Source organism: Phytobacter diazotrophicus (assembly GCF_052061655.1).
GTDB classification, from domain to species: domain Bacteria; phylum Pseudomonadota; class Gammaproteobacteria; order Enterobacterales; family Enterobacteriaceae; genus Phytobacter; species Phytobacter diazotrophicus.
Genome location: NZ_CM125428.1, coordinates 2,240,669 through 2,254,426, shown reverse-complemented (window position 1 = coordinate 2,254,426; position 13,758 = coordinate 2,240,669). Strand labels below are relative to the sequence as shown.

General features: G+C 52.3%; 18 protein-coding genes. 8 read left to right on the top strand and 10 right to left on the bottom strand.

From position 1 onward, the window contains the following. Positions 1 to 86: 86 nt before the first annotated feature. Positions 87 to 533 (top strand): DUF441 domain-containing protein, encoded by a 447-nt coding sequence (locus ACS0RQ_RS11045; protein WP_041851670.1) that lies wholly within the window; start codon positions 87 to 89, stop codon positions 531 to 533. Here the strand turns inward: ACS0RQ_RS11045 and ACS0RQ_RS11040 are convergent. The 5 genes from ACS0RQ_RS11040 to ACS0RQ_RS11020 all read right to left on the bottom strand — a co-directional run bounded on the left by ACS0RQ_RS11040 (position 516) and on the right by ACS0RQ_RS11020 (position 4,591). Then, on the bottom strand, positions 516 to 1,208 hold the full coding sequence (locus ACS0RQ_RS11040) for an amino acid ABC transporter permease (RefSeq protein WP_271849025.1): 693 nt from the start codon (positions 1,206 to 1,208) through the stop codon (positions 516 to 518). The two genes, ACS0RQ_RS11045 and ACS0RQ_RS11040, sit on opposite strands and share 18 nt — an antisense overlap. Next, complete coding sequence (locus tag ACS0RQ_RS11035) at positions 1,198 to 1,953, bottom strand: amino acid ABC transporter permease (protein ID WP_271849026.1); 756 nt, start codon at positions 1,951 to 1,953, stop codon at positions 1,198 to 1,200. Before ACS0RQ_RS11035 ends, ACS0RQ_RS11040 begins: the two co-directional genes overlap by 11 nt. Beyond that, entirely contained in the window at positions 1,953 to 2,774 is an 822-nt protein-coding gene (locus tag ACS0RQ_RS11030) for an amino acid ABC transporter ATP-binding protein (protein WP_271849027.1), read from the bottom strand. The genes ACS0RQ_RS11035 and ACS0RQ_RS11030 overlap by 1 nt, the downstream gene beginning before the upstream one ends. A gap of 1 nt (position 2,775) precedes the next feature. Then, positions 2,776 to 3,597, bottom strand: a complete 822-nt coding sequence (locus ACS0RQ_RS11025; RefSeq protein ID WP_271849028.1) for an ABC transporter substrate-binding protein — start codon at positions 3,595 to 3,597, stop codon at positions 2,776 to 2,778. A 205-nt stretch (positions 3,598 to 3,802) separates the two neighbouring features. Further along, a complete protein-coding gene (locus ACS0RQ_RS11020; RefSeq protein WP_271849138.1) occupies positions 3,803 to 4,591 on the bottom strand; it encodes an AraC family transcriptional regulator in 789 nt (262 codons plus the stop codon). A gap of 99 nt (positions 4,592 to 4,690) precedes the next feature. On the opposite strand from ACS0RQ_RS11020, the gene ACS0RQ_RS11015 reads away from it, so the two are divergent. Then, complete coding sequence (locus ACS0RQ_RS11015; RefSeq protein WP_271849029.1) at positions 4,691 to 5,875, top strand: CynX/NimT family MFS transporter; 1,185 nt, start codon at positions 4,691 to 4,693, stop codon at positions 5,873 to 5,875. A gap of 33 nt (positions 5,876 to 5,908) precedes the next feature. Here the strand turns inward: ACS0RQ_RS11015 and ACS0RQ_RS11010 are convergent, their stop codons facing one another. Beyond that, positions 5,909 to 6,616 (bottom strand): CTP synthase C-terminal region-related (seleno)protein, encoded by a 708-nt coding sequence (locus tag ACS0RQ_RS11010; RefSeq protein ID WP_271849030.1) that lies wholly within the window; start codon positions 6,614 to 6,616, stop codon positions 5,909 to 5,911. A 162-nt stretch (positions 6,617 to 6,778) separates the two neighbouring features. Between ACS0RQ_RS11010 and ACS0RQ_RS11005 the strand changes: the two genes are divergently transcribed. Both ACS0RQ_RS11005 and ACS0RQ_RS11000 read left to right on the top strand, forming a co-directional pair. Next, positions 6,779 to 7,288, top strand: a complete 510-nt coding sequence (locus ACS0RQ_RS11005) for a 2-thiouracil desulfurase family protein (RefSeq protein ID WP_334633087.1) — start codon at positions 6,779 to 6,781, stop codon at positions 7,286 to 7,288. After that, the gene (locus tag ACS0RQ_RS11000) at positions 7,275 to 7,619 is read left to right on the top strand and encodes a DUF488 domain-containing protein (RefSeq protein WP_271849032.1); all 345 of its coding nucleotides are present in this window, start codon (positions 7,275 to 7,277) and stop codon (positions 7,617 to 7,619) included. Before ACS0RQ_RS11005 ends, ACS0RQ_RS11000 begins: the two co-directional genes overlap by 14 nt. A 1-nt stretch (position 7,620) precedes the next feature. Here ACS0RQ_RS11000 and ACS0RQ_RS10995 read toward each other — a convergent pair whose 3' ends face one another. Together ACS0RQ_RS10995 and ACS0RQ_RS10990 are read right to left on the bottom strand one after the other, a co-directional pair. Beyond that, a complete protein-coding gene (locus ACS0RQ_RS10995) occupies positions 7,621 to 7,926 on the bottom strand; it encodes a hypothetical protein (protein ID WP_041851679.1) in 306 nt (101 codons plus the stop codon). 75 nt (positions 7,927 to 8,001) lie between these two features. Then, the gene (locus ACS0RQ_RS10990; RefSeq protein ID WP_271849033.1) at positions 8,002 to 8,244 is read right to left on the bottom strand and encodes a putative hemolysin; all 243 of its coding nucleotides are present in this window, start codon (positions 8,242 to 8,244) and stop codon (positions 8,002 to 8,004) included. Positions 8,245 to 8,564: 320 nt separating this feature from the next. Here ACS0RQ_RS10990 and ACS0RQ_RS10985 point away from each other — a divergent pair, with 320 nt between their 5' ends. The 3 genes from ACS0RQ_RS10985 (at position 8,565) to ACS0RQ_RS10975 (ending at position 10,498) form a co-directional block, all read left to right on the top strand. Further along, complete coding sequence (locus ACS0RQ_RS10985) at positions 8,565 to 9,593, top strand: sensor domain-containing diguanylate cyclase (RefSeq protein WP_271849034.1); 1,029 nt, start codon at positions 8,565 to 8,567, stop codon at positions 9,591 to 9,593. A gap of 121 nt (positions 9,594 to 9,714) precedes the next feature. Continuing rightward, on the top strand, positions 9,715 to 9,768 hold the full coding sequence (locus ACS0RQ_RS10980) for a hypothetical protein (RefSeq protein ID WP_071845982.1): 54 nt from the start codon (positions 9,715 to 9,717) through the stop codon (positions 9,766 to 9,768). Between the two features lie 103 nt (positions 9,769 to 9,871). Beyond that, on the top strand, positions 9,872 to 10,498 hold the full coding sequence (locus ACS0RQ_RS10975) for a sensor domain-containing diguanylate cyclase (protein WP_334633090.1): 627 nt from the start codon (positions 9,872 to 9,874) through the stop codon (positions 10,496 to 10,498). Between the two features lie 41 nt (positions 10,499 to 10,539). On the opposite strand, the gene ACS0RQ_RS10970 is transcribed toward ACS0RQ_RS10975, so the two are convergent. After that, positions 10,540 to 11,508, bottom strand: coding sequence for an IS5 family transposase (locus ACS0RQ_RS10970; protein ID WP_023279773.1), 969 nt, complete (start codon positions 11,506 to 11,508; stop codon positions 10,540 to 10,542). A gap of 41 nt (positions 11,509 to 11,549) precedes the next feature. Between ACS0RQ_RS10970 and ACS0RQ_RS10965 the strand changes: the two genes are divergently transcribed. Further along, positions 11,550 to 12,761, top strand: coding sequence for an EAL domain-containing protein (locus ACS0RQ_RS10965; protein ID WP_334633839.1), 1,212 nt, complete (start codon positions 11,550 to 11,552; stop codon positions 12,759 to 12,761). A 574-nt stretch (positions 12,762 to 13,335) separates the two neighbouring features. On the opposite strand, the gene ACS0RQ_RS10960 is transcribed toward ACS0RQ_RS10965, so the two are convergent. After that, the gene (locus ACS0RQ_RS10960) at positions 13,336 to 13,596 is read right to left on the bottom strand and encodes a hypothetical protein (RefSeq protein ID WP_271849036.1); all 261 of its coding nucleotides are present in this window, start codon (positions 13,594 to 13,596) and stop codon (positions 13,336 to 13,338) included. Between the last annotated feature and the right edge of the window lie 162 nt (positions 13,597 to 13,758).

Genomic DNA, 13,758 nt, shown 5'->3' with positions numbered 1-13,758 from the left:
ATAAAAAGCCTGCTTAACAATGCGCATCCGCGTAAGGTAATGTAAGCAGGCTTATTTTTTCATTGGCAAGGAACGAAACACTCTCCATGTTTGATACCACTCTCTTTATCCTTATTGGCCTTGTGGCACTGAGCTTTTTTAGCCACAACACCACCGTCGCCGTTGCCGTTATGGTGTTGATCATTATTCGTATCACGCCGCTCAATGCTTACTTTCCTTGGGTCGAAAAGCAGGGGTTGACGCTCGGTATTGTCATTCTGACCATTGGCGTTATGGCGCCCATCGCTAGCGGATCATTGCCACCATCAACGCTGATTAGCTCTTTTCTGAACTGGAAATCGCTGATAGCCATCGCTGTAGGGGTTTTTGTCTCCTGGCTGGGAGGCCGTGGGGTGACACTGATGAGCGCGCAGCCCTCGCTGGTCGCCGGCCTTCTGGTGGGCACCGTACTGGGTGTGGCCCTGTTCCGGGGCGTGCCGGTAGGGCCACTGATTGCGGCAGGTCTGGTTTCGCTGTTAATTGGTCGGCAGTAAATGCCGCCTCTGCCAGCGTTTAACCCCAAGCTCCAGTAAAGTACACAGCAGGTAATAGACCAGACCGGTGAAGATAAACAGGGCCGCCGGGTAAACCTGTACCCGGTTATTCACCTGCCCGGCCACCGTGGTCAGCTCCGGCACATTGACGATAAAGGCCAGAGAGGTGTCTTTCAGCAGAGCAATAAGCAACCCCATGTAAGACGGAATGGCATTACGTAACGCCTGTGGCAGCAGCACCAGGCGCAGAATGTCCAGGCTGCCAAACCCACCGCTTATCGCCGCCTCATATTGCCCCTTCGGTAATGCGTTAAGCGCCGCCAGCGTCGAGTACATGACCGACGCCGAGGTAAACCACGCCAGCGCCAGGGTGACGGTAACCGCCCCCGGCAAGTCAGCGCCAGTGAGCCACGGCAGCAAAAACCACAGCCAGAAGATGACAAAAATCAGCGGGATCCCACGAATCAACTCTGCCCACAGAAAGAGCAGTTTGCGCGGCCAGCCTGCAAAACGCCACGCGCAGCAGGCGAGCAACACGCCGCCGGGGAATGCCAGCACCGCCGCCCCCAGGGTCATCAGTACCGATAACAGCACGCCGCCCGGTTCACCCTGTGCGGCGCGTCCCAGCAACAGATAACCGAGGTTATCGGTAATCACGGTAAGATTATCGATCACGGTGTGCCTCCTTGCGGACCATTTCCCGCCATCCGCGCGGCAGGTTAAACAGCAGGCTCATGACCAGCCCCAGCGCCAGATACAGCACACTTCCCACCGTAAAGGCTTCCAACGCGTGGGCGTTAAAGCTTTCAATCTGCCGGGTCTGATAGGTGAGCTCCGCAAAACCGATGCCGGTCGCCAGCGATGAGAGTTTCATCAGGTTCAGATACTGCCCCACCACCGGCTGCCAGGCGTTCTCCAGCCCCTGCGGCAGAAGCACCCAGCGAAACAGCGCCAGATCGCTAAAGCCCTGCGATTTTGCCGCTTCAATTTGCCCACGCGGCACGGCATGCAGCCCGGCCTGAATCTCTTCAACCAGAAATGCCGCCGTGAATAACCCAAGCGCCCACGCCGAAGAGAGAAATTCCGGGGTAAACCACCAGACATCTCCCGGCAAAATACTAAAGGCGTGGTCATCGTTGACGTACTGACGAAATGCCAGCGGCAACACGTTCCAGGCAGCGAAATACCAGAACAGCAGTTGCACCAGTAACGGCGTATTGCGAAACAGCGAAACCCATCCCGCCACTACCGCTCGCCCCACCTTACCGCCTGCCAGACGCAGGGCCAGCAGAAACACCGTCATGGCGGTCGCAAGGATAATCCCCACCACCGTGACCCAGATGGTTGTCAGAAAGCCAGACGTGAGCCATTGCGCGGGTTGGCCGGTAAAGACGCCCGCCCAGTCGAGATGAATCCCCATTACAGCTCCTTGCCGTCAGCATGGAGCGGATTGAGCACTTTTTGCAGGAAGCGCCGGGCGCGCGGATGCTGCGGCGCGGTGAAAAACGCCTCCGGTGCGGCCTGTTCGAGGATTGCCCCGCCGTCGATAAATATCACCCGGTCAGCAATTTCGCGGGCAAATTGCATCTCGTGGGTCACCACGATCAAGGTGATCCCGCTGTGGGCCAGCGATTTCATCACCTGCAAAACTTCGCCAATCATCTCCGGGTCGAGCGCCGATGTCGGTTCATCAAACAGGATGATATGCGGCCCTGCCGCCAGGGTGCGGGCGATGGCCACCCGCTGTTGCTGGCCGCCGGAAAGTTGCGCCGGGTAGTGGCTGGCTTTGTCGCTCAACCCAACACGTTCCAGGAGATCCAGAGCGATTTTTTTCGCGTCTGCTGCCGACTTGCCATGAATGCGGGTTAACGCCAGGGTGATATTTTCCAGCGCGTTCAGATGCGCATAGAGGTTAAATTGCTGGAACACGAAACCGACCTGACGGCGCAGGTTGCGCAATTCGCGCCCCTTAAGCTGGCTGGTGGGTTTGCCGTCCACCAGAATCTCGCCGCTGGTCAGGGTTTCCAGTTGATTGATAAGACGGATCAGCGTCGATTTGCCAGAACCGGAAGGGCCGCATACGGCAATGACTTCCCCTGCCGCAACCTGCAAATCAATCGCGTTCAACACGCGGTGGTCGCCATAGCTTTTGCTGGCCTGGCGAAACTCCACCGTTCCTTTTTGCACGGGAAAAGCCTCCGGGGCTTGCGCCACGGAGGTAGAAAAGAGACCTGCCAACATATTACTTCGCTTCTATTTTAAAACTGCGTGGAGCCGGGGCTTTGGTTTGCGGACCAAACCAGACGTCGTAGATTTTTGCGGCTTCACCGCTCTGCTCCAGTTTCACCAGTTCATCATTCACCGCTTTGAGCAGCGCGGCTTCGCCTTTGGTCACACCCACGCCAATCTCCTCTTTAGAAAGCAAGTCTGGCAGGATTTTGAATTTGGCTTTATCCGGCGCTTCCGCCAGCAGGCCCGCCAGGATGGTGCTGTCCTGCGTGATCGCCTGCACGTTGCCGTTACGCAGCGCGGTCAGCGCCAGTGGGATATCGTCATAGGCCAGCACGCGGGACTGAGGGAAACGCTGATGCAGCGCCTGCTCGCCAGTGGTGCCTTTTACCGCACCGATACGCGCTTTGCTGTAACTATCCAGTTTGTCGGACGCGCTGGCAGGTACCAGGAACTGCTGGCCGGTCACGAAATACGGCGTGGAGAAATCAATAACCTGTGCACGTTCCGGGGTAATGGTGATATCAGCAACAATCAGATCCACTTTACCGGACTGCAGCAACGGAATACGGTTTGCCGGGTTGGTAGCTACCAGCTCCAGCTTCACGCCGAGGCTTTTCGCGAGCGCTTTGGCGAAATCCACGTCATAGCCGACAATTTCGTGGCTCTGCGGGTCGATGGCGCCAAACGGCGGGTTCGCGTCAAAGGTCGCCACTTTGACCACACCTGCGGCTTTAATATCGGCCAGTTTGTCTGCGTGAGCGGCAAATGAGAAAGTTGAAAGCAATGCCAGTGCGGTAAGCGCACCGATTTTTTTAGAAGATGTGGTTGCCATGCTAATCCTTACGCCCTGTTATTAGTAAAATTTCAGGGCTAAAGTCACATAACCGTAATCATCAGACAAATATCAAAAAGTGCATTTATTATCTAAAAAAGTTATTAAAAACAGCAGCGCCATATGAATCACTTATCACAAGCCAGCCAACCATGAAAACAGCCATAAACCACACATCATAAAGGGAATTGGCAGCAGAAAATAATTATGTATTGCCAAGCGACGCAAGATAACGTCCGGGAGTTTGCCCTAACCCTTTTTTAAACATCGTAATAAATGCGGTGGTGGAATCATAACCCAGCGCCTGGGCGACATTTTGTACCGACTCGCCGCTTATCAACAAGCGCAGGGAAAGAATCAACAACATCTGATGCCGCCAGCGGCGAAAACTCAATCCCGTCTCCTTCACCACCAGCCGTGCCAGGTTGCGCTCGCTCATGGCAAACTCCTGCGCCCATTGCGCCAGCGTCTGCCAGCGGGCCGGTGCCTGCTCCATGGTTTCGACCATTTGGCGAATTTTACTGTGCGGGGAAACGGGAAGTTGCAGTTGCATTTGCGGCTGACGGGGCAGTTCATCAAACAAAACCTGCACCAGACGCTGAGTTGCCGGTTGCTGGCGTTCGCGATGGCTTCGCGCAGAAAGTGTCAGGATCAGTTCGCGCACCAGTGGGGAGATTTTCAGCGTGCAGCACTGCGCTGGCATATCGACCCGCTCAGGTTCAATAAACAAAAAGCACAGCTTCGCCCCCGGCGTCGCGAGATTACTGTGAGCAATAAGCCCCGGTATCCACACAGCGTGATGAGGCGGCACCATCCAGCGGGCGTTTTCCACCTCACTGGTGATCGCCCCACTCAGGGCCAGAATGAGCTGCCCTTTACGGTGACGATGCTGCGGGATCCGTTGTTCATCGGCCTCGACGGTAATACTAAACGCCAGGGCCGCCTCTTGCTGACTGTCAGGATTAAAACCATCCAGGCCAAGACCGTGCTGCATCATATTGTCCGAATTTAGCGATAAATTGTCATTTTAGCTTGATTATATCAGCGTGAAAAACAGGTATGGTAGGGTTCTGCTATTTATCCTGAGAATACAATGACCACGACGATTTCCTCACGGGGCAAACAAGGGGCACTGCTTATGGCGGGGATCCTGATGATTGCTACCACTCTGCGTGTCACCTTTACCGGGGCCGCACCACTGCTTGATTTCATTCGTAATGATTATGGCTTAACCACCGCGCAGACCGGGATGCTCACCACCCTGCCGCTGCTGGCCTTTGCGCTTGTTTCTCCCCTGGCGGCAGGCATTGCCCGGCGCCTGGGTATGGAGCGTAGCCTTTTTGCCGCCATGCTGCTGATATGTGCAGGCATCGCCATACGTTCTCTGCCCGCACCGGCGCTGCTTTTTATTGGCACCACCATTATCGGTAGCGGCATCGCGATGGGGAATGTGCTGCTACCGGGGATCATTAAACGGGATTATGCAGGCCAGATCGCCAAACTGACCGGCGCGTATTCGCTGACCATGGGCGCTGCGGCGGCACTCGGTTCTGCACTGGTTGTCCCGATTGCGCTGATAGGCGCAGGCTGGCACGGCGCGTTGCTGATGCTTATGGTCTTCCCGCTCATTGCAATGCTGCTGTGGCTACCACAGTTGCGTTTCGCAAAGCCCGCCAGCTTATCAGGCAGCCCGCTGGCGCAAAGTCGGGGGATCTGGCGTTCAGCGCTGGCCTGGCAGGTAACACTCTTTTTAGGGATTAACTCGCTGATTTATTACGTGGTGATTGGCTGGTTACCCGCAATTCTGATCAGCCATGGCTATAGCGAGTCCGGTGCGGGTTCTCTGCACGGCCTGCTCCAGCTCGCCACGGCGGCGCCGGGTATTCTGGTTCCGCTCATTCTGCACCGCTTGCGCGACCAGCGTGCGCTGGCCGTACTCTTTGCCCTGCTGTGCGCAGTGAGTGCCGCCGGTTTTTGGCTCTGGTCAGGTCAGGCCGTTGTCTGGACGCTAGTGTTTGGCTTTGGATCGGGTGGCACTATGATCCTTGGGCTGACCTTTATTGGCCTGCGTGCCCGCTCCGCGCATCAGGCCGCTGCGCTATCAGGAATGGCACAGTCGGTAGGTTATCTGCTGGCGGCTTGCGGCCCCCCGCTGATGGGGAAAATCCACGATGCCAGCGGTTCCTGGCAAATCCCGCTTATCGCCTGCGCGATATTGTCCGTGATGATGGCACTGTTTGGGGCCTGTGCCGGCCGCGATCGCGAAATGGCGACATAATAAAACAGGCCTGTGCGGCCTGTTTTCATTGACTCAATCTTTCGCGGCTTTCAGCATCGCCTGCACCAGCGGAACCGGGCGTCCGGCAAGGGCATTACGCTCATGCTGGAAAAGGGTGGCGACAAAGAATGGATGGCTGGTCAGCTCAACCGCACGAATTTCGCCATCTTCATCCCAGGCAGTGACCCGCATATCGCTTTTCTCCAGCTCGGCAGCAAAATCAGGCGAGATACCGTAGTTACAGTGATAGCCTTCACTGATTTTCTCCCGCCCATAAGCACGGGCAATCAGCGTATTCGGGCGCAATTCAACTTCCGCCACCTGCTCAACCAACGAGCAGCTCAGCGGAACAATCACCATCCTGCCAGCGCTGTCGGTTTCCTGATGGGCGGCATCACCCACACCCATTACGTTGCGGGCATATTCAATAATGGCATGCTGGAAACCGCCGCAGGTGCCAAGAAACGGTATCGCGTTTTCCCGCGCATACTGAATGGCAATAAAGGCCCCTTCGGGATTTTTATACGGACTTGCCGGCACGACCCAGATTGCATCATAGCCAACGAGGTCATCGCGACTTTTAATCTCGGAGGTCGCCAGCCAGTCGTAATCTGCGGTAATCTCAAGAACGGCGGCGGCATCGTCGATCGCCAGCGGAATGGCCTGGTGTGCGACAACGTCGTGATTGTAATCACCAACGAGGGCAATTCGCAGGGTATCTTTAACGGGAATATGGGTCATGAAGGGGTCCCTATGTCAGAGCAATTAACGAATAACATAAGGAACCTCACATTAGCGATCTTTCGTCTACATCACAACACATTAAAAATGGCAGGGCACATTTTGCCGTATTCCGACAAAAACAGCGTTTAAGGCAACAGATGCGTCGAAGCTGGAGAAAAAATGCGCAGTAAAATTTTGGTCAGCGCCTGCCTGATGGGGTTCAACGTTCGCTATAACGGCACTAAAAAAGGGTCATTGCAGCAAACGCTGGCCTACTTACAGCAGGAACAGCGTCTGGTGATCCATTGCCCGGAGCTGGCGGCAGGGCTCCCGGTTCCACGTTCACCCGCAGAAATACGCGCTGGCAACGGCCGGGATGTGATGGGCGGCGCAGCACAGATTGTTGAAGATAGCGGCCAGGATGTCACCGCGCACTATCAGCTCGCCGCCTGGCTGGCCCTAAAAACCGCACAGTCAGAAGGCTGTTGCGCGGCTCTACTGACCGACGGCAGCCCCACTTGTGGTAGCCAGCAGATTTACGACGGGACCTTTAGCGGCGTTCAACGTCCAGGAATGGGTGTCGCTGCCGCGCTGCTGGAGGCACACGGCATTCGCGTGTTTTCCCACCAGCAGATCGCGGAACTCGTCGCCTTTATCGAAGAGAGGGAACGGACAGATGATTCAATGTAAACGCGTCTATGATCGAGCCTCCGGACAGGATGGCTATCGGGTTCTGGTCGATCGGCTGTGGCCGCGCGGCGTTAAAAAAACCGACCTGAACTATGACGAGTGGTGTAAGGATTTGGCCCCATCGGGCGACTTACGTAAAGCCTTTCACGCCGATGTACTGGATTTCGCCGCGTTTCGGGAAGCGTACCTTGCGGAACTTGCGGATAAGCGAGAGGCCGGACAAACGCTTAATGCGAAGCGTCAAAGCGGTGTTCTCACCCTGCTCTATGCTGCCAAAGACACCAGGCAAAATCATGCGCTGGTGCTGGCAGAATGGCTGGAATCGCTATAGATCAGGAAATCACCTGCTCGCGATGGTGTTCAGGCAGGCTGTCCGGGTCGAGAGGCATCAGGTGTTCGGCACGAACAAAGGCGAAACCTTGTTGCCCATCGAAAGACCGCACATCACCCGTCACCAGCCACAACGCACGATTCGCGCTTTGCGGCATGCGCGTCATCACGCCATTGACCGGGTTCAGAAACATCTCGCCTGGCTGGCAAAGACCAAATAACTCTACAGATTTACCAATATTACAACGCCCGGCAGGCGTTTGCGCGCCAATGACCATCGCCAGGCTACCCGGTCGTAACTGAAACATAATTCTCTCGCGTACACATGCATCATGGAAAATAAGATTATTCTTAACCAAGTTTACCCTGATGCAGGTAGCGTGTCACGAGCGAGATTGAGGGTGATCGCGTCGCCACAGTTCCCATTCATCGATCACTTCACCGCCTGGCAATTTGCATTCTGTACGCACCCCCTGGGGGCTTTGCACAGGCACGCGTTGCCCACCTACCTGCAGACAATGCACCGCCGCCGGATTGGCTTTTCCTGCTACGGGTTGACGAGTCGTACCCGGTGGCGTGGAGCATGCCGTTAATGCACAAATGAAAAAGAAGAAAATATTACGCATCAAATTATCCATATTGAAATAATAAGCCAGAAATTTAGCTTAATGCGTTACGCCTGACATCTCCATGATTTCTCCATCCTTATGCCACTTTTTGCAGATATATTTGCCTCGTTCTCACCCATGACCAGAGAACATCATTCCGTAATCAATGAGTTTTTGCCCCGTCTCATCAACGGGGCTTTTTTTTACGCAACCTCCTGAACCGCCCGTTTGACGCTGCCGATATATAAAACTTATTTAAGCCATGCTTTAATATGGTGAGTCTATATTTCCAGCATCACGTGCATACAACGCGCAGTGCACAGGAGTTAATGAGCGTAATGTCCGATTTCATTTTGGCCCGAGTTTCCGAAACACTCCATAAAAATCAATCCCTTGAAAGCCTGGTACGACAGCTCCTTGAAATGCTGGAAATGGTCACTGAAATGGAATCGACGTACCTTACCAAAATTGACGATGATGGTGGTTTTCAGCATATCCAGTATGCGCGAAACAGCAAACAGCTTGATCTTCCAGAAGGTTTTTCTCTGCCGTGGGGTGACAGCCTGTGCAAGCGCGCGCTGGATGAGGGTTGTTTTTTTAGCGATGACGTGGCAACGCAGTGGGCAGATTGCGAAGCGGCACAAAAAATTGGGATCACCAGTTATTTAAGCATGCCTGTGCATCTGGCGGATGGTTCGCTTTATGGAACGCTATGTGCCGCCAGTACGGACACGCGTAAGTTGAGCGTTCGCGGTGAACACGTTTTACGTCTTTTCGCCGGGCTGATAGCGCGTTCCATCGAAAAAGACCACCTGGTGGAACAACTGCGAGAAGCGAACGCGGCACTCATCGCCCACTCTTATACCGATCCGCTGACCGGCCTGCCTAATCGTCGGGCGATCTTTGATAATCTGACAACGCTATTTTCTCTTGCCAGGAACCTTGATATTCAGATTATTATTGCGTTTATTGATCTCGATAACTTTAAAAAAATTAATGATGAGCTTGGCCATGAATCAGGCGATCAATTCCTTATTCAGATTGGGCGTCGTCTTCTGGATGGTTGCGATAAAGATGATGTTGTAGGGCGGCTTGGCGGTGATGAATTTTTAATTGCCTGCCCAGGCGGTCCACGCGAGCAAACACAGATTGAAAGATTATCCTCCCTTAAGCAAAATTTGCACAAATGTCTCACTGGAGAATATCGACTGGGTTCCGTCAATATATTTTATCCCGGAGCCAGTATCGGTGTGGTCGAAATTAATCCTGATACTATGGATGCTGACAGCGCATTGCGCTTCGCCGATCGCGCTATGTATCAGGATAAAAACGGAAAAAACAAACAGCCGTTTTTACGGCTCAATTAATTCACTTTAGGGCGTTTTTTTGCTTGAGAATTATCTTATTTTCTTCTATTTAATTATTATCTGCATCGCTGGCAAAGGCTGCCAGCTCAGGAGCTAGTTCGTGAGAAAGTCAACAATCATTATGCTCATTGTGGCTGTTGTTGCCGTCGCTGGTACTCAACTCGGCTGGTGGTAGACGGTGGGCTAAATTTAACAGTCATAAGAGATGTCATCCTGGCCAGTGATGTTGTCGACAGAGCATAACCTAACAGCCTCATTTATCTGAGCAGGAGCTCGCAATGTTCACGGGACTTAAAAGAAGCGAAAGCAAACGGCTGGCGGCGCTGGAATTATTGCGTAAAGAGGATAAAACCCGCGACGCAGCCCTGACAGAGTATGCCTGCCTTGCTTGCGAGGTGATGAATGTCGAAGGCTGCTTTATTACCGTATTTGATGACGATTACCAATATATCAAATATGTTAAAAATGTACCGCTAGAACATTTTAAAGTCCCGATAGAAAAAACAATGTGCCAGTATTCGCGCGACAGCGGGCAGACTGTTGTCTGCCCTGATGCCCGGCTGGATTCCCGTTTTTCCCATCAACCACTGGTGCAAAACGGCGATATTCTGTTTTATGCTTCTGCGCCGATGATGACGCAAGAAGGGATGGTTCTTGGCACGCTTTGTGTCAGTAGTTCCAGTATTTTCACCCCGACGCAGCAACAAATAGACAGTTTTAACCGCATCGCAGAGCTTTCCGCAGTCTACCTCGAAGCACGCTATTCTATTGGTCGAGTCGACACGCTCACGGGGCTTCCCAATCGCCAGTTTTTGCTGCGCGAAATGGAACAAAAAACGCTGGAAAAAGACCCCAAAACCTATGGTCTGGTGATATTTGACTGTATTGATGGCTTTGTTGAATAAATCAGATTTCGGGTAAGTCTCCCCCGTAGCGGGTTGTGTTTTCAGGCAATACGCACGCTTTCAGGCATACCTGCTTTCGTCATTTTGTTCAGCGCTCGTACCAGGGCCATAGCCTCCGCAACCTGACCATCGTAGTCACGCAGCGTCAGTGACCCCCCGAACAGCTGTTTTACCCGGTACATTGCCGTTTCCGCTATCGAGCGACGGTTGTAATCTGTTGTCCATTTCCACCGCGCATTACTCCCGGTCATTCGCTGATTAGCCACTGCACGGTTACGGTCTGCATATTCACCGGGCCAGTAACCCGCACCTTTTCGGGGAGGGATAAGCGCGCTGATTTTCTTACGCCGCAGTTCATCGTGACAGAGCCGGGTGTCGTAAGCGCCGTCTGCCGATGCTGCCCTGATTTTTCTGTGAGTCTGCCGGATAAGACCCGGGAAGGCTTCTGAGTCCGTCACATTGTTCAGCGACAGGTCTGCACAGATGATTTCATGTGTGTTGCTGTCAACGGCTAGATGCAACTTTCGCCATATACGACGGCGTTCTTTGCCGTGTTTTTTGACTTTCCATTCGCCTTCACCAAAGACCTTCAGCCCGGTGGAATCAATCACCAGATGCGCGATTTCACCCCGGGTGAACGTTTTGAAACTGACATTAACCGACTTTGCGCGCTTGCTGACACTGGTGTAATCCGGGCAGCGCAACGGAACATTCATCAGTGTAAAAATGGAATCAATAAAACCCTGTGCAGCCCGCAGGGTCAACCTGAACACGCGTTTAATGACCAGCACAGTCGTGATGGCAAGGTCAGAATAGCGCTGAGGTCTGCCTCGTGAAGAAGGTGTTGCTGACTCATACCAGGCCTGAATAGCTTCATCATCCAGCCAGAAAGTTATGGAGCCACGGTTGATGAGGGCTTTATTGTAGGTGGGCCAGTTGGTGATTTTGAACTTTTGCTTTGCCACGGAACGGTCTGCGTTGTCGGGAAGATGCGTGATCTGATCCTTCAACTCAGCAAAAGTTCGATTTATTCAACAAAGCCTGTATTGATATGCCGCGTGCCTACGAGCTAATCCGCTATCTGGGATTGCATGCTGTGGATAATATGCTGCGCAGCTTTATCCCGCTGTTGCGTCTGCGTCTGCGGTTAAAAGAGAATGTTCTTTTATACTCTTTCGCCCCCGCCCGTTTTGCGGTATTGGTTGAGATTGAACAAGCCTTAACGCTCGTTAAACGCGCAGAAACGCTGCCAGGGACGCGGGCGCAAATGGCGCAAAACATTGATATTACGCTCACTATCCATACCGGCTACGTCAAGTTCTCGCCACGGGAAGATGATGCCCATGAAATTGTGCGTCAGGCGATCAGCGCCCTGCACGAATCAATCCGCCAGAATATTCCGGTCCTGCAATTTAATCCCATCCTTGATCACAAAAGAAATAAAGACTTCAAACTCTTGTATGACTTAAGTGAGGCGATTAAATCAACCAGTCAGCTTTATCTGGTTTTTCAACCGAAGGTATCGTTGCGCTCTGGCAAAACAGAAGGGGTGGAAGCGCTGCTGCGCTGGCGACATCCACAGCTTGGCAATATTTCTCCGGCAACCATTGTTTCGCTGGCAGAAAAAACCAGCCTGATGTCGGAAATTACCCAATGGGTCATCAAAACCGTCATCGCGCAACTGAAATCCTGGCGTAGCCAGGGTATTACCCTCCCTGTTTCGATTAACGTGACAGTGAGTGATTTTTCTCGTCCCGGCTTCGCGGATGAACTGGAAAATAATGTTCTCAATGCGGGCTTGTATCCGGCTGATATTCGCATTGAGTGTCTGGAGACAGAAAAAGTTCTGGAGAGTGAAGCCGCGCTTGAAGAACTTGATCGTCTGAAATTGCTCGGCTTCCAGATCCTGCTTGACGATTTTGGTGCCGGTTACAGTAATATCAGTTACCTGCGTCGTATTCCCATTGATGTAATCAAACTGGATCGCTCGCTGGTCAGTCAGATAACAACTGACACCGGCAGCCGTATTATTGCTCGTAACGTCATTATGATGCTTAAAGAACTCCATTACGTGGTACTGGCTGAGGGGGTTGAAGATCATGAGACGGCGCAAATGCTAACCGAGTTTGGCTGTGATGAGGCACAAGGTTATTATTTTTCAAGACCGATCCCGCCAGAAGAGATTAAAGCCTGGCTTGCGGACTGTAAGCCCTATCGCGTGTTAGGACGGATTAACAACGATCAACATCAGTATGGTTCGTAATTTATGCTTAAGCGCCCTCTCCTGCTGAGGGCGTTTAAGCTTTAACCAATAAAGCCCGACATTAATAACCCGATCATCAATTTTCTCAATCCACAACGAGAAAAAAATGTGTTGGTAAATTTCGCTTAGGAAAGTTATAAAGTACTCATGTGAAGGAAATACGATTAAACATTCTTTACCGCATTCCAGGACAGTTTTGATGTCGAAACTGTCCTTTTTCTTTAGTTGAAAATAATGCCCCGGCCATATAATTATATTTTAAATAATCATTAGCAGGCTTCGTATCATCAAATACTCTTCTCTTCGTCGATAAATTATTTCCTGAAAGCACTCGCTAACGCCAGATGTTCACTTTATGGATTCGTTAAAATGCGGTCGGATTTATTGACAGGACGCCAGTAATCACAACACTTGCGCTGTGACCAGGCCCATCGACGGGGGTCTTATTTACATCATTCATTGTAAATATCCAGAATGGCTGACGCGACAGCCCTGCATGGCAAAATGCGTCGCTATCCCGTCAGCCAAATGTTTTCTGACAAGTCGCCACCCGGATCACACGATAACGCGTAACTCAGTGGGCTTTTTGAATCATCTGGATTGTTGCATCTTCGGATAATCCATGCCCCTGAATATGAACATCCAGCGAGACATCCTGGGTTTCGTTATGAAAGGTTTGGTCGCCTTCACCATGCAGGAAACCAACAATGATATCACCTCTTTCGATATCGCTTCCTGTTAGCAGTTTTACGACGGTGTGATTACCGAATTCATCGCGAATGATGACATAACCAATCCGGTGTTCATGATGAAGGACGACTCCGCGCTGACTCATCTGAATGCTCCTTTGGACTATTTGATAGAGAAAGAATAGCCGAAAGTGGCAGGCTTTTACGTGAGGCAGCGCATTTTCGTGATACACGAGATGCGCCTGAGGTTAAAAGGTGTAAAGCGTCGTTTCGGGTGGGCTTTAGCGCCCATTAACCATATTGCATAT